This window comes from Allopusillimonas soli (genome assembly GCF_004153445.1).
Taxonomy (GTDB): domain Bacteria; phylum Pseudomonadota; class Gammaproteobacteria; order Burkholderiales; family Burkholderiaceae_B; genus Allopusillimonas; species Allopusillimonas soli.
The window spans coordinates 44228-62310 of the sequence record NZ_SDQC01000009.1 but is presented as its reverse complement, the minus strand read 5'-3'; the positions used below and the strand labels follow the sequence as shown (position 1 = coordinate 62310).

At 60.9% G+C, this 18083-nt stretch carries 21 protein-coding genes; 14 read left to right on the top strand and 7 right to left on the bottom strand.

Translation table 11 applies throughout. From position 1 onward, the window contains the following. The first annotated feature begins 100 nt into the window (after window positions 1-100). A complete protein-coding gene (gene msrA / locus ERD78_RS19265; protein ID WP_129971526.1) occupies window positions 101-838 on the top strand; it encodes a peptide-methionine (S)-S-oxide reductase MsrA in 738 nt (245 codons plus the stop codon). A 129-nt stretch (window positions 839-967) separates the two neighbouring features. On the opposite strand, the gene ERD78_RS19260 is transcribed toward msrA, so the two are convergent. Next, complete coding sequence (locus tag ERD78_RS19260) at window positions 968-1165, bottom strand: hypothetical protein (protein ID WP_129971525.1); 198 nt, start codon at window positions 1163-1165, stop codon at window positions 968-970. A gap of 231 nt (window positions 1166-1396) precedes the next feature. Here ERD78_RS19260 and ERD78_RS19255 point away from each other — a divergent pair, with 231 nt between their 5' ends. The 12 genes from ERD78_RS19255 (at window position 1397) to ERD78_RS19200 (ending at window position 12192) form a co-directional block, all read left to right on the top strand. After that, complete coding sequence (locus ERD78_RS19255) at window positions 1397-2149, top strand: FadR/GntR family transcriptional regulator (RefSeq protein WP_218940914.1); 753 nt, start codon at window positions 1397-1399, stop codon at window positions 2147-2149. A 148-nt stretch (window positions 2150-2297) separates the two neighbouring features. Then, complete coding sequence (locus ERD78_RS19250) at window positions 2298-3371, top strand: histone deacetylase family protein (RefSeq protein ID WP_129971523.1); 1074 nt, start codon at window positions 2298-2300, stop codon at window positions 3369-3371. A 54-nt stretch (window positions 3372-3425) separates the two neighbouring features. Continuing rightward, a complete protein-coding gene (locus tag ERD78_RS19245; protein WP_129971522.1) occupies window positions 3426-4298 on the top strand; it encodes an ABC transporter permease in 873 nt (290 codons plus the stop codon). A gap of 30 nt (window positions 4299-4328) precedes the next feature. Continuing rightward, window positions 4329-5123, top strand: coding sequence for an ABC transporter permease (locus ERD78_RS19240; protein WP_209020040.1), 795 nt, complete (start codon window positions 4329-4331; stop codon window positions 5121-5123). A 64-nt stretch (window positions 5124-5187) separates the two neighbouring features. Next, entirely contained in the window at window positions 5188-6324 is a 1137-nt protein-coding gene (locus tag ERD78_RS19235; RefSeq protein WP_129971521.1) for an ABC transporter substrate-binding protein, read from the top strand. Window position 6325: 1 nt separating this feature from the next. Further along, on the top strand, window positions 6326-7402 hold the full coding sequence (locus ERD78_RS19230) for an ABC transporter ATP-binding protein (protein ID WP_129971520.1): 1077 nt from the start codon (window positions 6326-6328) through the stop codon (window positions 7400-7402). A 110-nt stretch (window positions 7403-7512) separates the two neighbouring features. After that, entirely contained in the window at window positions 7513-8190 is a 678-nt protein-coding gene (locus tag ERD78_RS19225) for a DL-methionine transporter permease subunit (RefSeq protein WP_129971519.1), read from the top strand. Window positions 8191-8262: 72 nt separating this feature from the next. Next, window positions 8263-8946 carry a DUF2946 family protein gene (locus tag ERD78_RS19220; protein WP_129971518.1) on the top strand — a complete coding sequence of 228 codons (684 nt, stop codon included), beginning with the start codon at window positions 8263-8265 and terminating at the stop codon, window positions 8944-8946. 14 nt (window positions 8947-8960) lie between these two features. After that, window positions 8961-9548 (top strand): NUDIX hydrolase, encoded by a 588-nt coding sequence (locus ERD78_RS19215; RefSeq protein WP_129971517.1) that lies wholly within the window; start codon window positions 8961-8963, stop codon window positions 9546-9548. A gap of 10 nt (window positions 9549-9558) precedes the next feature. After that, complete coding sequence (gene aat / locus ERD78_RS19210; protein WP_129971516.1) at window positions 9559-10311, top strand: leucyl/phenylalanyl-tRNA--protein transferase; 753 nt, start codon at window positions 9559-9561, stop codon at window positions 10309-10311. A gap of 81 nt (window positions 10312-10392) precedes the next feature. Then, window positions 10393-11121, top strand: coding sequence for an arginyltransferase (locus tag ERD78_RS19205; RefSeq protein ID WP_129971515.1), 729 nt, complete (start codon window positions 10393-10395; stop codon window positions 11119-11121). 12 nt (window positions 11122-11133) lie between these two features. Next, the gene (locus ERD78_RS19200; RefSeq protein ID WP_129971514.1) at window positions 11134-12192 is read left to right on the top strand and encodes a quinone-dependent dihydroorotate dehydrogenase; all 1059 of its coding nucleotides are present in this window, start codon (window positions 11134-11136) and stop codon (window positions 12190-12192) included. A gap of 77 nt (window positions 12193-12269) precedes the next feature. Here ERD78_RS19200 and phaP read toward each other — a convergent pair whose 3' ends face one another. The 4 genes from phaP to ERD78_RS19180 all read right to left on the bottom strand — a co-directional run bounded on the left by phaP (window position 12270) and on the right by ERD78_RS19180 (window position 15460). Next, window positions 12270-12851 (bottom strand): TIGR01841 family phasin, encoded by a 582-nt coding sequence (gene phaP, locus ERD78_RS19195; protein ID WP_129971513.1) that lies wholly within the window; start codon window positions 12849-12851, stop codon window positions 12270-12272. Window positions 12852-12952: 101 nt separating this feature from the next. Next, a complete protein-coding gene (locus ERD78_RS19190; RefSeq protein WP_129971512.1) occupies window positions 12953-13771 on the bottom strand; it encodes an IclR family transcriptional regulator in 819 nt (272 codons plus the stop codon). A 61-nt stretch (window positions 13772-13832) separates the two neighbouring features. Then, window positions 13833-14639: a competence/damage-inducible protein A gene (locus ERD78_RS19185; RefSeq protein ID WP_129971511.1), complete on the bottom strand. Its 807-nt coding sequence runs from the start codon at window positions 14637-14639 to the stop codon at window positions 13833-13835. Between the two features lie 26 nt (window positions 14640-14665). Then, the gene (locus ERD78_RS19180) at window positions 14666-15460 is read right to left on the bottom strand and encodes an EI24 domain-containing protein (protein WP_129971510.1); all 795 of its coding nucleotides are present in this window, start codon (window positions 15458-15460) and stop codon (window positions 14666-14668) included. An 80-nt stretch (window positions 15461-15540) separates the two neighbouring features. Here ERD78_RS19180 and ERD78_RS19175 point away from each other — a divergent pair, with 80 nt between their 5' ends. Further along, entirely contained in the window at window positions 15541-15924 is a 384-nt protein-coding gene (locus tag ERD78_RS19175) for a thioredoxin family protein (protein WP_129971509.1), read from the top strand. A 5-nt stretch (window positions 15925-15929) separates the two neighbouring features. Here the strand turns inward: ERD78_RS19175 and ERD78_RS19170 are convergent, their stop codons facing one another. Both ERD78_RS19170 and ERD78_RS19165 read right to left on the bottom strand, forming a co-directional pair. Further along, the gene (locus ERD78_RS19170; protein ID WP_245152544.1) at window positions 15930-16361 is read right to left on the bottom strand and encodes a MarR family winged helix-turn-helix transcriptional regulator; all 432 of its coding nucleotides are present in this window, start codon (window positions 16359-16361) and stop codon (window positions 15930-15932) included. Beyond that, complete coding sequence (locus ERD78_RS19165; RefSeq protein ID WP_245152543.1) at window positions 16354-17967, bottom strand: MFS transporter; 1614 nt, start codon at window positions 17965-17967, stop codon at window positions 16354-16356. Before ERD78_RS19165 ends, ERD78_RS19170 begins: the two co-directional genes overlap by 8 nt. Window positions 17968-18083 lie beyond the last annotated feature (116 nt).

The window sequence follows — 18083 nt, the reverse complement described above, 5'->3', positions numbered from 1 at the left end:
TTTAAGTTTGCGTGAGGACTTCGACAAGGCATGCACGCCACAATATTTCCAATCGCCGCCGACGGCCTACTCGGGGCGCTAACAATGCGAGGAGTTCACCATGGCACAGAATGGAAAGAATACGTTGGCTGGCGCACAGGCAAGGCATGCTGTCGCCTGGGTGGCCGGGATGGCCCTGCTTGCGGGGGCGGCCGTGTTTTTTGTCGATCATCCCGCAGCGGCGGGAGAGAAGGCAGTCAAGATTCCGGCGCCTGCCATCGACGAGCAATCCGCGGGGGCCCATACGGAAACAGCCGTATTTGCGGGAGGCTGCTTCTGGGGCGTTCAGGGTGTGTTTCAGCACGTCAAAGGCGTAACCCAAGCTGTGTCGGGATATGCGGGCGGCAACGCATCCAACGCAAATTACGAAACCGTCAGCACAGGCATCACCGGGCACGCCGAGTCCGTCAAGGTCACGTACGACCCTTCAGTCGTCAGTTATGGGAAGCTGTTGCAGGTTTATTTTTCCGTCGCCCATGACCCCACCCAGCGCAATCGTCAAGGGCCTGACGTCGGCAGTCAGTATCGGTCAACGGTTTTCGCCGCCAGCGATGTGCAGGAAAAAGTGGCCGCCGCGTATATCAAACAGTTGAACGACGCCGATGCGTACGGCCGCCCATTGGCCACCACCATCGAATCGCTCAAGGCCTTCTACCCGGCTGAAAGCTATCATCAGGATTATCTGACACATCATCCTGACAGTCTGTATATTGCCGTCAACGATCTGCCCAAGGTCGAGAGCCTTGAGCGCATGTTTCCCGCCCTTTATCGTGAAAAGCCCGTTCTTGTCGGGGGCTAAACCGCCTTCGGGATATGGTCCAACCCTATCCCTGCCGAATTCCGGCGGGCACGGATCAAGAGCGACAGCAGGGCACGAACAGCGTGTAGGATGGGCTCAGGCAGCGGGCGCATCCATGCGCTGTTAGGGCTAGACGCCCGTTTCCTCGTCGCCGTCAATCTCTTCGTCGCTGAACATTTCACGCAGCGAGCGCGGACGGTCTTCGTGCGGACGAAAGTGCTTCATGTCGGACTGGCCATCATCGGGCGCAGGCCGCTCTGGCGACAGATAAAAGGCTGTCACACGCCGCTGATTCATCTGGCGGGCATGCAGGCTCAAAGGTTTCATGGCGTGACGTATCCAGAATAACGACCAGATGTCAGCCTAACACATCGCGCTTCACGCGACGACTCTAGGTATTTATCCCTAAATTCTCGTGCCCTCCTTGCCCGACCTTGGGTTCCGGCCTAATATTGGTCCAACCACTGGACCGAAATTGGCCCAGCCACCAGACTGATTACCGGGGCAAAACAGATCGTGAGCCGCTTCGAACCCGTCAATACGACACGTCTCTATCGGATGATCTCGCGCCAGATCGCCGACAGGATACGTGCGGGCGATTTTCCCGAAGGCTCACGGCTGCCTTCCGAGAGGGAGCTTGCGGGCAGCATGCATGTCAGCCGCACCTCCGTGCGCGAGGCGCTGATCGCGCTGGAAATCGAGGGTTTGGTTGAAGTACGCGTGGGTTCAGGCGTCTATGTGCTGCGTCAGGACCGGCGCGAGAGCGCCGGCGGCAATGCCGCGCGCGGCAAGGCGGCCGCCCGCGTGTCTGGCCGTGATGATCCCGACCGCCAGGAGTTGCGCGAGTATGATCGGACAGCGCCACCAGCGGCCGACATGACACCCTTCGAACTGGTGCATGTACACCTGCTGCTCGAGCCCGAAAGCGCCGCGCTGGCTGCGCGCCATGCCAGCGACGAACAAGTGCAGGCCATCATGCAGGCGGCACGCGGCCTGGAGGATGCCGACTCTCCCGCCGCGCACAATATTCTTTTTCACCTGGCCATCGCCGACGCAAGCGGTAATGCCGCCCTAGCGTCCACGATAAGGGATGTATGGCGGCTGCGCGACGAGAGCGCACTTTACAGCCGGCTGGAGAATCACTTCGTGCCCAGAAAAATCTGGCATATCGCGGAAAACGAACACATGGATATTGCACAGGCCATAGCCCGGCACGATGTCGTGCTGGCGAGGCGGGCCATGCGGGTCCATTTTATGGAAATACGGCAACGGTTGCGGGAAGATTTTCGCAGTCAATTGTTCGTGAAGTAGGCAACCGCCATGCCGCCACGAGGCGGTATGTGCGGACAGGCTGCGTGTACCGCAGGCGCGTTTCGGTCGGACAGCATGCCGGCCAGGGCGAAAAATAGAACACGCGCGCGCTGGAAGCGATGTGGCGCCAAATAGACTGGAGACTTTCATGCGGGCATATTTTGCGCCTGAGCAACTGAAGCACGATCCCAAGCAGTTCATGTGGGAGGGCCGCATCGTCGACCCCAAGGATGTCAAAGAGCGCACAGACGCGCTGCTACGGGCGCTGGCGGCGCTGAACATCCCCGTTTATGCGCCGGACGACTTCGACCTGAGCCCTTTGCAGGCCGTGCATGCGCAAGGCTATCTGGATTTCCTGCAGCATGCATACGAACATTGGCAGACACTCCGCAATCCCGGTATTGAAGTCCTGCCCAGCCATTCTCCATACTACAACGGGCGTATCGAGCAGCTGTCCCGGCCCGAGTGTCCATCGACATCGCCGGTTGCACGGGCTGGCTATTATCTCGGCGATCTCAGTTCACCGATGGGTCCCCACACGTGGGAATCATCGCTGCGTTCGGCGCACAGCGCAGTCGCCGCCGCGCGCGCTGTGCTGGCCGGCGATCAGGCCGCCTATGCGCTGTGCCGCCCATCTGGCCATCATGTGCGCCACGATTGCGCCGCGGGATTCTGCTATCTCAACAATGGCGCCATTGCCGTCCAGCAACTGCGCGAACGCTTCAGCCGGGTGGCCGTGCTCGATATCGATGTGCATCATGGAGACGGCACACAACAGATTTTTTATGGCCGCAGCGATGTATTGACGGTCTCGCTGCATGCGGACCCCATCGACTACTACCCGTTCTTCACCGGATATACCCATGAAACCGGATATGGCGAAGGCGAGGGATACAACCTCAACCTGCCGATGCCGCGTGGCAGCACAGATGATGCGTGGCTGCAGCAGTTTCAGATTGCGTGCGAGCGCATCGCGGACTTCAGACCGCAGGCCCTGATGATCGCACTGGGGTTCGACGCGCATGTGGACGATCCGCTTGGCGTATTGAGCCTGAGCGACGACTGCTTCAGGAAAGTAGGCGCGTCCATCGCCGCATTGGGCCTACCCACTGTGCTTGTGCAGGAAGGCGGATATGCCGTCGATGTGATCGGAGCAAGCCTGCAGGCATTCCTGGAGGGTTTTCTCGGCCGCAAAGCCGCACCCTTTGCCGCCATCCCCTAACGGGGCTTTGGGGCAGGCATGCCCCCGAACCATCATGACAAAGAGGAGCAATTCATGTCCCCCGCCGTCCGGAATACCTGCAAACCCTGGCTATTGCTGAGTCCGACGCTGGGCGCCTATCTCTTTCTTCTGGTGATCCCCACTGCGTTCGTGCTGGTGTATTCGCTGTGGCTCGGCAGCGCCACGGGCATGGCCACCCGGGACTGGACACTGCAAAACTGGAACAGCCTGTTGGGGGATCCCTTTTATTGGGCGATACTCTGGCAGACTTTGCGCATTGCATTACAGGCCACCATCGTGTGCGCATTGCTGGGCTACCCGGTGGCCTACTTTTTGGTGCGCAGCCGGATTCGCAACAAGTCGCTGCTCATCCTGATGCTGCTGCTTCCGTTCTGGATCAGCTATATCATCCGCACGCTGTCATGGATCAATATCCTGGGCGCCCAGGGCGTGCTGAACAGCGTGTTGATGGGCCTGGGCGTTATCGATGCGCCCTTGCAGATGCTCTACAACGAGGCTGCCGTCATTCTGGGACTGGTGCACTACCTCCTGCCCTTCATGATACTGAACATCTATGTGGTGCTTGAAGGTGTGGACCGCAATGTGGAGGATTCAGCCGCCTCGCTGGGCGCGCGCCCATGGCGGGTGTTTGTCGAAGTCACACTACCTCTGTCGCTGCCCGGCCTGGCTGCTGGCGCCCTGTTGTGCTTTGTGCTGGGCGCCGGAACCTATGTTACGCCCATGATACTTGGCGGCCCACAGAACGCGATGTTCGCCCAGCTTATCTACGACACCATCATCGTCCAACTGGATTGGCCCATGGGAGCGGCGCTCTCCATTCTGCTTCTCGTCCTGCTTACCGCCATCGTGGCCATCTACAACCGCTACGTCGGACTCGGACAGGTCTATAAATCGCTGGCTGCCTGATCACGCCCGCAGCCGCACAGGAGTATACGCATGCAAACGACGATGAGCTGGCGCATGATACGCTGGACCACCATGGCAGTGTATCTGTTCATGTTCCTGCCGATCGGCGCCGTCATTCTGCTGTCATTCAGCCCAGAACAGTTCGGCGGTTTGCCGACACACACTTTCAGCCTGCGCTGGTACGACGCGCTGCGGGACAACCAGGCAATACGGGCAGCGGCGCACACGTCACTGGTGCTCGGTGCCCAGGCGGCAATTATTGCATCCGTGCTGGGGGTGCTCGCCAGCATGGCGATGATGCGCTTCAACTTTCGGGGCAAGCAATTCATCAACGCCATCCTTGTCATGCCCATTCTGATTCCCGAGGTCGTACTGGGTGTCGCCCTGCTGCTTTTCCTTCGCTGGGCCTCGGTGCAGCGTTCATATGCCCTGCTGCTCATGGGCCATGTGCTCATCACTCTCCCTTTCGTGATCCTGGTCGTGCAGGCACGCCTGGCCGGCCTGCGGCACGACTATGAAGAGGCTGCGCGCAGCCTTGGCGCCAACGCCATCCAGACATTCTTCACCGTAACCCTGCCGCTCATCATGCCTGCGGTGCTGGCCGGCATGGTGTTCGCCTTCACGATTTCCTTCGATGACATCACTGCCACCCTGTTCTGGAAATCGGCGGGAGTGGAAACCGTCCCGACGCAGATTTTCGCCATGCTGCGCAACTCCATCAGTCCCCAGATCAATGCCTTGGGCACCTTGATGATTGTGCTGACCGTGGGTCTGCCTATTTGCGCCGGACTGCTGGCGCGCTGCTTCAAGCGCGGGCGTGCCTGAAGCGCCCGCCTGCACACTTCCGGCCGCAACCTGGCCGGCACCTTCAACAACAAAGGAGACAGACATGCAAGACGAACGCTACTACGAATGGCTGGACATGTATCAGCGCAATCGCCTTTCGCGCCGGCACTTCATGGGCCTGCTTGCCGCCAGCGGCGTCGCGCTGGGGTTGGCCGGCCGTCCCCTGAAGGCGCTGGCCGCCGAAGCCACGCAGGTACGTTTCGATGGTTGGGGCGGAAGCGTGTCGGAAGCCCTGCGCAAATCTGCCTTTGATCCCTACACCAAAGCCACGGGTGTCAAAGTGGTGGATGGCACCTTTGCCGGCGTCGATGAATTCTTCACCCGGGTGCGCACCAGCCAGCCCGGCTCCTTCAACATCTTTCACTCAAGCGGGGTATTCGATTACGTCCGCTACGTCGATGCCAAGCTGGATGTCAAGCTGGACGAGAGCCAGATTCCAAATCTGAAAAACGTGCTGCCTCGCCTGATGGAACCATTCCGCAAACTGTCCGACGGCGGCCTGTCGGCAGTTCCGTACGACTACGGCACGACGGGCATCGCATACAACCGGGATGTCATCAGCGACGATGAGATCAAGGAAAAAGGCGCGAGCATACTCGTGGATGAAAAGTACAAGGGCAAGCTGGGCGGCATCAACGACTGGCGCACGCAATGCTGGTACGGTGCCGTCATCAGCGGGCAGGATCCCAATAATGTGGAGGATCTGGACGCCATGTGGGAGGTGCTGCGCAAACATCGCTCGCTGCTGCGCAAGTACTGGACATCGGGCGCCGACTTGATGAAACTGATGTCCAGCGGGGAGATTGTCGCCACCCAAGGCTGGTCGGGCCGCATCGCCACCTTGCAGAAGGAGGGACATCCCATTGGCTACCACGAGCCCAAGGACACGTTTGCCTGGCAAGAAGCCATGTTTGTGCTGCGCGGCAGTCCCATGAAGGAAACGCAGGAGCTGCTCAATTTCATGCTGGACCCCAAGGTCGCCATTGCCGTGGCCGAGGCGCAGGGCTATCCTCCCTCGCTCGATCCCACCAAGGTCGAATTGCCCGACAGTGTGACGTCCCTGCCGGCCTACGACCCGTCCGGCAAGCTGGAAGGACGCACCTTTGCGGATCCCCGCTACTGGAATGGCGTGCAGCCCAAGTGGAGCAAGATGTTTTCACGCATCGAGCGAGGTTTCTGACATGACGGACTTCTCGGTCGAACTGCGCGGCATCCAGAAGCGATATGGAACCGTCACAGCCGTGGAATCCATGGACCTGTCTGTGCGCGAAAGCGAGTTCCTGTCTTTTCTGGGGCCATCGGGATGCGGCAAGACAACAACGCTGCGGATGATTGCGGGCCTGGAGCACCCAAGCGCCGGAGACATCTATATACGCGGCAAGCGCATGAACGATGTGCCCATACACAAGCGCAATATCGGTATTGTGTTCCAGAACTATGCACTCTTCCCGCACCGCACGGTCCATGCCAACATCGCCTTCGGGCTGCGCTACCGTCGCTGCAGCCGCAGCGACATCGACAAGCGCGTGGCCGATGTGCTGAGCCTTGTTCAACTGGACGGCATGGCAAAGCGCTATCCCGCTGAACTCTCCGGAGGACAGCAACAGCGGGTGGCGCTGGCCAGGGCCATCGTCATACGTCCGGACCTGCTCCTGCTGGACGAACCCCTGTCCGCCCTCGACGCAAACCTGCGCGAGGATATGCGCGTGGAACTCAAGCAGATACAGCGTGAAACCGGCATTACCACGCTCTTCATCACCCACGATCAGTCCGAGGCGCTGGCCATGTCCGATCGTGTCGCGGTCATGAGCCGTGGTCGAGTCGAACAGTTGGACAAGCCCCAGATCATCTACAACCAACCCAGCACACAATTCTGTGCCAGTTTCCTGGGCAACGCCAATCTTCTGGAGGGACGCATCCAAGGTGGGGAGCCCGGCGCCTGGGAAGTGCTGAGCCATGGCCACACCTGGCTCAGCGCCTCGACGGCTGCCTGGCAACGCAACGCGGCGGTCACGCTGGTGATGCGGGCCGAGCACTTCCAGGCGTCGGACAACAGGCAAGCCCCCAACACCGTTGGCGTCACCGTCAGGAATGTCGATTATCTGGGCGTATCCGCGCACTACATTGCGCAGACCGACGAGGGCCTGACCCTGGAGCTGTTCGGCAGCGTAGGCCGCGCGCCCCTGGAAACCGGAAGCCGCCTGGATGTGTGCATAGATGCCGGTCAGGTAGTGCTTCTGCCGGCAAAAAACCCCTGAGGCGCGGCACCCGGCCTGGTTATGCGGCACAGCTATAAGGACTTATCGAATATGTAGTTCCTGCGCTGGCGACATGCGCCTACACTCGGCATTCGCCTGGAGGATCCCGCATGTCGCCAACGCTGACCGATTTATTTGTAACCGCTGCCGGAGAAACGCTGCTGGCGGTCGCGATATCGCTTGCCGTCGGTGCACTGCTGGGTATCCCCCTGGGCGTCCTGCTACGCCGAGCGGCACAAGCGCACTCGAGCTCGCCCAGCCGCCTTGGCATGCTGGCCGCATATGCCGCGCATGGCGTCCGGGCGACGCCCTCTTTCATCATATTGATCGTGGCAATCGCGCTCACCCACCTCGCCGTCGGCGCCGCCCACGGGACTGCGGCGCTGACATTGCCGCTGAGCCTGCTCGCCATACCTTTTGTGGCACGGCAAACCGAGACCGCACTCAATCAGGCAGCGGCGCCCGCTTCGGAAGATCCTGCCGCACTGTCGACACGCGTCGCGTTCAGCGCAGCCCTGCCAGGCATTATCGCCGGCTTGGGCGTGACACTCGCTGGTCTCGTTGGCTATTCGGCGCTGGCAGGCGCATTGGGGGCCGGCGGCCTCGGCGATTTCGCCATGCGTCATGGCTACCAGGCGTTCCGGCCAGGGCTGCTTCTGCTGGTTGCGCTTGCTTTTGTGGTATTGGCCGAGTCGGCGCAGGCTTGCGGCCATCTGCTGGCGCAGCGGCTGAATAACCTGCAAACAGCACCCGCAAGACGGCTTCTAGCCGTTCGGCGGCCTCGCTAATCTCCGTCTCCTGCCAGCCGGTCGGGGCGCGCTCCTCTATACTGGACTTTCCGTAGCAAAAGGAAGCCCAGCATGGACAAGTCCGTCATCGAAGCCATGGCCAAATGGCCCAACGTACCGCATGTATATGGCTGGCTGTCCCTGAACGAGCGCGGGCAATGGCGCCTGCATCCGGCCGGCGACGCCCTGCGCGGCGATCTGGCGAGCCCCGGCGAAGCCATTGGCAGCGCACCCATTCTCGCCTTCATTGGACGTAACTACGTTTGCGACGAATCCGGACAATGGTTCTTTCAGAATGGCCCCCAGCGCGTCTACGTGCGACTGGATGCCGCACCTTTTATTCTGCGCACGGAACCTGGCGGCCAGGGGCAGGCGGCCTTGCTTACCCATACAGGACTGCCCGCCGTGCCAGTGCGCGACTGGCTGCTCGCCGATGACGGCAGGCTGTATGCCTGGACGCCGGCAGGTCCTGGCCTCATGCAAGGCCACGATATCGAAGCGGTGCTTGGGGCGCTGCGCACCCTCGATGACACGCCCGTACTGGACGCGCTGGATCCCAGTTCACTGCCGGCCGACCCATTGCCGCTGGCCGCTTCGCATCTTGCAGGCAGCGCCGGCGTCAACGACACGGACGCACCAGCCCGCGACGGCGCCCTGCTACATTTCTGCGCGGCTGGCGAAGTGGAGAAGCGACTGGGCTTCATCCGCCATCCCCGGCCCTCTGCTGCCAGGGCTGACATTGATTCCGGGCATTGAGTAGAATGCCTCACATGACTTCGCACGCTCCCAATTTTTATTTCCCCGCTCCGCGCACACAGCGATTCTGCAGTCAATGCGGCACGCCCCTTATCCGGCGCATTCCACCCGACGACAATCGCGAGCGTGACCTGTGCGAGCATTGCGGCGCAGTGCATTACCAGAATCCTCGTAATGTCGTTGGCGTGCTGCCGGTATGGCAAGGCAAAATTCTCTTGTGCAAGCGTGCGATCGAACCGCGTGCCGACAAATGGACGCTACCGGCGGGTTTCATGGAGCTGGGCGAAACCACCGACCAGGGCGCCCTGCGTGAAAATCAGGAAGAGTCGGGCGCGCAGATCGAACTGGAGCAGTTGTACACCATCATTGACGTGCCCCATGCCGAGCAGGTGCACTTTTTCTTCCTGGCGCGCGTTCTGAACGAACAACTTGCCCCGGGCCCTGAAAGCCTGGAAGCCGGCTTTTTCGGTATCGATGAAATTCCCTGGGACGAACTGGCCTTCCGCACCATAATCTCGACGCTGGAGCATTACGTATCGGACCTGGCCACCGGCGTATTCCCAGTGCGCCACTACACCATACCGGGCCCCGCCCCCCGCTAACGAGGCCGTTGTGGGCAGCCTGACCTGGCTCGATGATGCCACACCCTTTCCCCATCCAGACCAGGCATTGCCTGAGGGCCTGCTGGCGGCGGGCGCCGATCTGTCGCTTGCGCGTCTGGAGCAGGCATATCGGCACGGCATTTTTCCCTGGTTTAACGAGGGCGATCCCATTTTGTGGTGGAGTCCCGATCCACGAATGGTGCTGCCTTGTGCAGACCTGCGCATTTCGCACAGCCTGAACAAACTGCTGCACCGTGTGGCGCGCGAAGAACGGCGCGCCGACGCCCGGGTGCGCATCACCACCGACCTGGCCACAGCCGAGGTGCTCGATGCCTGCGCAGCGCCGCGGCGCACCCAGCATGCCACGTGGATATCGCCGCTCATCAAGCAGGCCTACATGGCCTGGCATCGCGCCGGCGCCGTGCACAGTGTCGAGACATGGCTCGACGGCGACCTTGCTGGCGGCCTTTACGGTGTCTGCCTTGGCCGCTTTTTCTTCGGAGAGTCCATGTTCAGCCGGGCCAGCGATACAAGCAAGATCGCGCTGGCCTACCTCGTCCGTTTCCTTGAATCCAGGGGCGTGCGGCACATTGACTGCCAACAACAGACAGATCATCTCGCCAGCCTGGGCGCCCGGCCGATGCCGCGAGACGCTTTTCTGTCGCTGCTGCGGCCTGCGGTGGCACAAACGGCGCCCGTCTGGCAACCCGGGCAACTGCTGCATACCGGGCAGTGCCTCCCCCTTCCAGCGCCCTGCCCCTAGCCCGCCGACCGGGGCCGCTTGCGTGCGCCGCCACATTACGCTCATAATGGTTCGAACCTTCTTGCAATACCGCATGCCGTCATGAGCCACCTCACCGAACCTGGCTTCCATACACTTCAGTTCTACGCCACTGCCTTGTATCCGTGCAGCTACCTGACCGGCGCACAGGCTCGTTCCCAGGTCGCGGCCCCTACGCATCTTATAGACAGCCGCACATACTCCGGGCTGGTGGAACAAGGCTTTCGCCGCAGCGGCCTCTTTACCTACCGGCCCCATTGCGATGCTTGTCAAGCCTGTCTGCCCATACGCATCGACGTGCGCCACTTCCAACCCAGCCGAACCCAGCGGCGTATGTGGCGTCGGCATAGCTTGCTGCAGGCACGGGAGCTGCCGCTGCTCTGGAAAGCCGAACACTATGCCCTGTATCGTGCCTACCAGCTCGGTCGACACGCCGGTGCCGGCATGGATGAAGACAGCCATGCTCAATACACCCAATTCCTGCTCACGAGCAGGGTCGACTCTCATCTGGTCGAGTTCCGCCTGCCTACTGGCGAATTGCAGATGGTGTCCATGATCGACACGCTCGAAAGCGGGCTGTCGTCGGTTTACACTTTCTTCGACCCCAACGCCGCTGGCAGCCTCGGCACCTATGGCATTCTTTGGCAGATCGACCGCTGCCGCTCAAAAGGGCTTCCTTGGCTCTACCTGGGCTACTGGATAGAACAGAGCCGTAAAATGGCGTATAAGTCGCAATACAGACCCGCCCAAATATTCAAAAATGGAAACTGGATAGACCTGGCCACCGGGTAGTCCACGCTTAGCATGTCCTTTCTATTCGATACTTACGGCCTGGCACGCCCGGCCCTGTTCTCCCTTGATGCCGAAAAGGCCCACGAACTCACGCTTTCCTCCCTGAAGAGAGCCCATGACTGCAGCCTGACGCGGCGGTTGCTGACCGCACAGCCCACGCTGCCATGCACATTGATGGGCATGGCACTGCGCAATCCGGTTGGCCTGGCCGCCGGATTGGACAAGAATGGAGCCTATATCGATGCACTGGGCAACCTGGGCTTCGGCTTCATCGAGGTGGGTACCGTCACGCCACGCCCACAGCCAGGCAATCCAAAGCCGCGCATGTTCCGGCTGCCGCGCGAACAGGCGCTCATCAACCGGCTCGGTTTCAACAACCAGGGCCTGGCCGCCTTCATCGGCAATGTTCGTCGCAGCCAGTGGCGCAGGCAAGGGGGCATACTCGGGCTCAATATAGGCAAGAACGCGGCCACGCCCATGGAACGGGCGGTCGACGACTATCTGCAGGGCCTTGAAGGCGTCTATGCGCATGCCGACTACATCACCGTGAACATTTCCTCGCCCAATACCCGAAATCTTCGCTCCCTTCAGGGCGAAGACGAGCTCGCGGGCCTGCTGGGTCCGCTGCGCGAGAAACGCAAGGCGCTGGCGGACCAGCACGGGCGGCATGTGCCGATGGTGGTGAAAATCGCCCCCGACTTGGAGGCCGATCAGATCGACGCCATTGCCGATGTGCTGCATCGCTTCGACGTGGATGGCGTCATTGCCACCAACACCACGCTCTCGCGCGCCGCCGTGCAAGGACTGCCCCACGCGGACGAATCGGGCGGCCTGTCGGGGCCACCCGTGCATGCACTGTCCTTGGCCGTGATACGCCGCCTGCGCAGCCGGCTCGGGCCAGACTACCCTATTATTGGCGTCGGCGGCATCGCTTCGGGCCGGCAGGCAATGGAAAAAATGCAGGCTGGCGCAAACGCGGTGCAACTGTACACCGGCCTGATTTATCGGGGGCCCGCACTGATCGCAGAATGCGTCGGCGCGCTGAAAACGCGCGACCAATCGGTGCGCTGAAAGAAAAAACCCCGGCGCCGCAAGCGGCGCCGGGGCGAAAACGCTGCGGACAGTGCCCGCAGGTCTCGATGCGATGTTTAGTTGGCGGCGCGGCGGCTGCGCGAGGCAGGCTTGGCGGTCGCTTCGCTGGCTTGGGCAGCAGCCTTGAGCGTGGCGTTGGTGGCGGCAGTCAGGTTGGACTCGGCCACATCTGCTGCCTGGCGGGCTGCCTTGGCAACAGACTCATAGGCGTTGTTGGCGCTGGCCAGCGACGACTTGATCAGCGCGATGGCGCCTTCGGATCCGGTGGGTGCGCTCTTGGCGAACTGGTCCAGGGTGTCCGACACGTGTTGCTGGCCTTGGGCGATTTGCGCTTCGACCAGCTTGGTAAGGTCAACCTGCACACCGGAAACGATGTCGTATACGTGTTTGCTGTAGGCCAGCGCTTTTTCCGCGCTGGGTTGAGTCAGGGAAGACGACAGGGCCACCGCTTCCTGGGCGTCGGACACGGAAATGGCCTGCTGCGATTTCTCCGCCACTTCGTCCAGTGTGGCCTTGGCCACCTTCAGGTTGAGGTCCACCAGCTTTTCAAAGCCGCCAAAAATGGCGCCTTGAATGGCCAGCAGGTTGTTCAGAGAGGCCTTCTGGCCGGCGATGACTTGTTCGGGAATTGCGCTCATGGGGTTTAGCTCCTGGGCTGAATGTATGTTGCGTTGCACAATTCCTATTTTAGGCATTATTTATGTGGTGTCAAGCTATTTTGTTGCATCGCAACAAATATTTAATGCGCAGCAGGCGCCTCATAGCCCAGCGCCTCGGAAATCGTCGCCGCGGTCTGCAGCAAAAGCGGTATCCATTCGTCGCGCATGCGCTCCGCCGGCGCCGATAGCGACAGACCAGCCTGCAGCTTGCCGGTATCATCGTAGACACCCGCCGCAATGCACCGCACCCCGAGTTCAAGTTCCTCGTTGTCGCGCGAATAGCCGTGTCTGCGCACCAGCGCCAGGTCACGGTCCAGGGCGTCCGTGTCGGTAATGCTATTGCGCGTGGTGCCCGCCAACCCCGTTCGCATCGCGTAGGCGCGCACTTGCCGAGGATCGCTGACAGACAGGAACAACTTGCCGGTGGAGGTCAGGTGCAGCGGCGCCCGCCCGCCAATGGCCCGGACAACCTGCATGCCCGAGCGCTCGCTCCATGCCCGCTCGATATAGACGATTTCGTCGCCCTGCTGCAGGGACAGATTGACGGTTTGCCCCGTAGCCTTGTGCAGTGCGCGCATGTGCTCGATGGCCACCTCGCGCACATTGAGCCGCCCCTTGACCAGCGAACCTAGTTCCAGCAGACGCATGCCCAGCTGATACAACCCGCTGTCCACCCGCTCGACATAGCGGCCAACCACAAGATCGTTCAATATGCGATGGGTGGTGGAAGTGTGCAGGCCGGTCGCCGTGGCAAGGTCCTTGAGCGGTACAGGATCGGGCCTGGACGCGAGCACGTCCAGCAGCAGCATCGCACGCTCCAGGACTTGTATCGTGATATGCGTGTCATTGAGCGGCGACGCGCCGTTCAGTGTCTGATCGAGCAATGAAGGTCTGGCCATAATATTTGTCGCATTGCAGCATTTCCCATATTATGGAAAGTATCCTCGTTTTTGGCAAGCATTATTTCTGCGGCGGATTCAGCGTACCGCCTGCGCTCACCGCCGCTTCCCGCAAAAAGGCCAGAGCCTGCGCCGCGGCATCTGGCTCGCCCTTGACGCCCAAATCGATGTGTGAACGCCCGTCGGCGCTCATGCTGGGCAGGCTGAAAGCCTTGACGCCTGGCCAGCGGCGCTCCAACTCCTCCATGACGGGCGCTATGCGCGATTCGGGCAATCCAAACACAATGAACGAGTGTTCCGTGTAAGCCACCTGATGCTGTAGATGCCTGTAGCGCGTGTCCAGCGTCCAGGCCATCATGGGCCAGGCCATGACGGGAAACCCGGGCATGAAGGTATGATCCCGGATGAAAAATCCTGGAATCTTGTTGTATGGATTGGGGACGATTTCCGCCCCTTGCGGGAACATTCCCATCTGCAGGCGCTGCTGGTTCTCCGGCAGCGACATATCGCTGCTGCCCTGCCCCTTCTGCGCAAGATCGGCACATCGCTCGGCGATCAGCCGTTTCGCCTCGGGATGCAGGGCCAGCGGCACGCCAAGTGCTTCGGCCGCGGCCTGGCGGGTCTGGTCGTCGGGCGTCCCGCCTATTCCACCGCAGCAGAACACAACGTCGTTGCCGGAAAAACTGCGTTTCAAGGTATGCGCGATGGACGGCCGGTCGTCGGGAACAATCTCCGCCCCGCGCAGCCGCATCCCGCGCTGGGAGAGCAGCTCGATCAGCTTGCTGAAATGTTTGTCCTGGCGTCGCCCTGACAGGATTTCATCGCCGATGATGATAAGGCGTACATTGCGAAGAGCGGTGTCAGGCATGGCATGGAAACCCGGAAAATGGAAAATCAGACATCGATGGTGCCGTCCGCGCGCAGCCGGCGCAGGGCGTCCAGGCTGAAGTGGGCATAGACCAGCGCCGAAAAGACGGGCAGCACCAACCACGCTGGCGGCATTAAATTGACAAGCGCCATGATCAGGCCTATGGTCCAGAGCTGGCCGCGGTGCTGGCGCCAGACAATACGGCGCTCGCGCGAACTGGCGTGCTCCACAATGGCGTCCACGCTCAACATGCGGGTAAATGCAAATGCCCACCAGCACACAGGCAGCAGAATCGCCAATGGCGGAATCAGCCATAGCGGCATGGTGAGCAGCCAGCCGATGCCGAACAGCCCGCCCACCCAAACGGCATTCCAGCCGCTGACGGCGGTGGCGTACTGCCCTTGCCGCTTCAAGCCTGGATAGTCGTGCTTTTCCAGGTGCCGGAGCACGATGGGCATGACGAAGACGGCGGCAATGATCAGGCCCAATATGCCCGACAAAGGGAGCAGGATGCCGGCCGCCAGAATGGGAATCAGGTAGAGCTTGATCGAGAACAGGCCAATGGCGACCATCCAGGCATCGACATGGTTGATGATGTCCCAGTCCGCCGATTCCGCGCTGAGCCAGCCGGTAAGCGGAGCCCAGAACGCCCACAACAGCACGATGGCGCCCAGCAGGGCGATGAAAAACGGCAGGAAAAGCGCAGCGAGCATCTTGGGATGGCACTGCGTAATGGCCGCGCGCTTGAACGCCCGCATTACCGCGCTCATGCCCGTGGCATCGCGGGGCGGACGGCGTACAACAATATCGGATTCACTCATTGGCCGGTCTCGGGATGACATCAGGGTTATCATCATAGTCAAACCCGCCCGGGTTTGTCTTGCAACCCTTACGATTCATCATGCCCGTATTCGACCCGCAGCACAATGCCCAAGCCTTTGCCGCCCGCCTGGCCGATGCACCCGACACCGTGGTGATTGCCTGCTATTGCGCTGCCTGGTGCCGCAGTTGCACCGACTACCAGCCCGACTTCGAGGCACTGGCTGACAAATGGCCGCAATACACCTTTGCCTGGATAGATATTGAGGAAAATCCCGAATTTCTGGATGACGAGGACGTGGACAACTTTCCCACCTTGCTGATCCAGGATCACCGCGGCAATGTCTTCTTTGGCGCCCTGCTGCCTTACATCAGCCATCTGGAACAATTGCTGGCGCGCTACAACCCCGAAGGCCCGCGCATTGCTGGTGGGCCGGGGCCGCTGGCGGGCCTAGCTCACGGATAGCGCCCTCAGTTGGAAGTGCCGCCGCGCATGCGCGACTCCAGCGCACGCAAAAGCTCGGTGAGCGCGTTGGCCTGTTCCGGCGACAGATCCACGAACATATCCCGGATGAAGGCGGCGCGACGCGGCAGGGCTTCTTCAACCAGCGTACGGCCTGGTTCTGTCAGCGCTACATTGGTCAGCCTGTTGTCGAGTTGGTCGTTGTGGCGCTCCACCCAGCCCATGGCCTCTATGGCCTTGATATGTCGGGTCAATGCCGCGGGATCCATGGGCAGGCATGCAGCCAGCTGTTTCTGCGACATCTCTCCGTCCTGGTGCAGTCTCAGGAGGATACGCCATCGCGGCATGGAATGTCCGATCGCGGTTTCGAAAGCCGTCATGACCGAACGATACGTACGGCCCAGTTGCTGAATGGCCTGGAAGTATGCGGTATCAGTCACGCGTCGTATGCTCCTGGCGCACGGTGGTATCCGCTGCGCGCGACAAATGTATGGGAGGCAGCCGATGCACCCAGAAAAGCCCCACGAGGGCGATCAGCAGAACCGATGCCAACCCCATATGCACCGCGTCCACCAGCGCAACGCGGGCATATTCGATAAAGGTTTCCCCATAGAGACCGAGCCGTTGCAGCGTACCGATGAATTCGCTTTGCACGTGCTGGTTGACCAGTACTTGCGGATCCCCCAGGACGCCGAACCAGGGTGCGCCCTGCCGCTCCGGCACCATCGCTGCCAGTCCGCTGGTGTAATAGTGTCCAACCAGCGTGCCCACTATGGCGGTGCCGAGCATCCCCCCTATCATGCGCACCGACTGCAGCATGGCTGTGGAGATGCCCAGCAACGCGCGACCCGCCGTTTCCTGCGCGAACACCGTCAGATTGGGCATGACGAAACCCAGGCCCAGGCCCGCCATGATCATGTATATCAGCATCAGCCAGAACGAAGTGTCGGGCGAGAGCGACACCATGCCCAGGCACGCCAGCACAAGAAGGGCATAGCCCGCGTACAACATGTGATTGGGCCGGGACAGCCGCACCACGATACGCGCATTGGACACACTGCCCAAGGTAATACACACCACCATGGGGGTGATCAGCAGGCCCACCTGCTGGGGGTTGCGGCCGAAACCGCCCTGCAGCAGCAGCGGAATGTAATACAGCAGGGCAAACATGATGAAGCCGACGAACAAGGACAGACAGAACAAGGCCGCCAGACTCTTGTTGCGGAACATGTCCAGCGGCAGCAACGGATGGGCGCATCGCTTCTCCCAATACACCAGCAGCGTGAAAAGCAGCGCGGTGACGCAGCCCAGCAGCACCATATTCAGGCTGGCTCCCTCTTCCGGCAGAAACTGCACAAAAAACTGCAGGCTGATCAAGCCCAGGGCGAGCAGCAGCGCGCCGCGCCAATCGAGCCGTACATTCTCTCCCTTCATCTGCCGGATATGGGGCAGATAGCGCCAAAGAAAATAGAGACTTGCCAGGCCCAGCGGCAGTGTCATGAAAAAAATGGAGCGCCAGCCGAAATGCTGGGTAAGTATTCCGCCCAGCGTCGGACCGAAGCCGTTGGCCACGCCGAACGATGCGCTCAGCATCATCTGCCAGCGCAGCCGCACGTGCGAATCGGGAAACATGTCGGGCACGCAGGCGAAGGCGGTACCTATGAGCATGCCACCGCCTATGCCCTGCAGGCCGCGTGTAAATACCAATTGCAGCATGGACTCCGTAAGGCCGGACAGGATGGATGAGCCGATGAATACGACGACCGACGCAATGACGAAAGGCTTGCGACCGTAATAGTCGCCCAGTCGCCCGAATATGGGAACCGTAATGACGCAAGTGAGCAGATAAGAGGTGGCAACCCAGGCGTAGTAATCAAAACCGTTGAGTTCGGCCGCAACGGTGGGCAGTGCAGTGCCCACTACGGTCTGGTCCACGGCAACAATCATGCTGAGAAAGCATAGGCCTATCATGGCCAGCAGCGATTGCCGAACAGGAAGAACGCGCCCCGCACCGGACGCGCCCGATGTAACTGGCGTAGCAGCCATTCAAAACCTTGGATATATCAATTATTGACGAGTCAATAGTTTATCGCATAAGGGTTTACCCCACAAGCCGCGCCATGCGATTGCCATGGAACGTGCCGAGATACTTGTCGGAAAAG

Coding starts and splice junctions, on each gene's coding strand:
- phaP (WP_129971513.1), bottom strand. CDS start 12,851: ATGAGCGCAATTCCCGAACAAGTCATCGCCGGCCAGAAGGCCTCTCTG.
- ERD78_RS19200 (WP_129971514.1), top strand. CDS start 11,134: ATGTCCTTTCTATTCGATACTTACGGCCTGGCACGCCCGGCCCTGTTC.
- ERD78_RS19205 (WP_129971515.1), top strand. CDS start 10,393: ATGAGCCACCTCACCGAACCTGGCTTCCATACACTTCAGTTCTACGCC.
- ERD78_RS19250 (WP_129971523.1), top strand. CDS start 2,298: ATGCGGGCATATTTTGCGCCTGAGCAACTGAAGCACGATCCCAAGCAG.
- ERD78_RS19240 (WP_209020040.1), top strand. CDS start 4,329: ATGCAAACGACGATGAGCTGGCGCATGATACGCTGGACCACCATGGCA.
- ERD78_RS19225 (WP_129971519.1), top strand. CDS start 7,513: ATGTCGCCAACGCTGACCGATTTATTTGTAACCGCTGCCGGAGAAACG.
- ERD78_RS19180 (WP_129971510.1), bottom strand. CDS start 15,460: ATGAGTGAATCCGATATTGTTGTACGCCGTCCGCCCCGCGATGCCACG.
- ERD78_RS19260 (WP_129971525.1), bottom strand. CDS start 1,165: ATGAAACCTTTGAGCCTGCATGCCCGCCAGATGAATCAGCGGCGTGTG.
- ERD78_RS19230 (WP_129971520.1), top strand. CDS start 6,326: ATGACGGACTTCTCGGTCGAACTGCGCGGCATCCAGAAGCGATATGGA.
- ERD78_RS19255 (WP_218940914.1), top strand. CDS start 1,397: ATGATCTCGCGCCAGATCGCCGACAGGATACGTGCGGGCGATTTTCCC.
- ERD78_RS19245 (WP_129971522.1), top strand. CDS start 3,426: ATGTCCCCCGCCGTCCGGAATACCTGCAAACCCTGGCTATTGCTGAGT.
- ERD78_RS19215 (WP_129971517.1), top strand. CDS start 8,961: ATGACTTCGCACGCTCCCAATTTTTATTTCCCCGCTCCGCGCACACAG.
- msrA (WP_129971526.1), top strand. CDS start 101: ATGGCACAGAATGGAAAGAATACGTTGGCTGGCGCACAGGCAAGGCAT.
- ERD78_RS19185 (WP_129971511.1), bottom strand. CDS start 14,639: ATGCCTGACACCGCTCTTCGCAATGTACGCCTTATCATCATCGGCGAT.
- ERD78_RS19165 (WP_245152543.1), bottom strand. CDS start 17,967: ATGGCTGCTACGCCAGTTACATCGGGCGCGTCCGGTGCGGGGCGCGTT.
- ERD78_RS19220 (WP_129971518.1), top strand. CDS start 8,263: ATGGACAAGTCCGTCATCGAAGCCATGGCCAAATGGCCCAACGTACCG.
- ERD78_RS19175 (WP_129971509.1), top strand. CDS start 15,541: ATGCCCGTATTCGACCCGCAGCACAATGCCCAAGCCTTTGCCGCCCGC.
- ERD78_RS19235 (WP_129971521.1), top strand. CDS start 5,188: ATGCAAGACGAACGCTACTACGAATGGCTGGACATGTATCAGCGCAAT.
- ERD78_RS19190 (WP_129971512.1), bottom strand. CDS start 13,771: ATGGCCAGACCTTCATTGCTCGATCAGACACTGAACGGCGCGTCGCCG.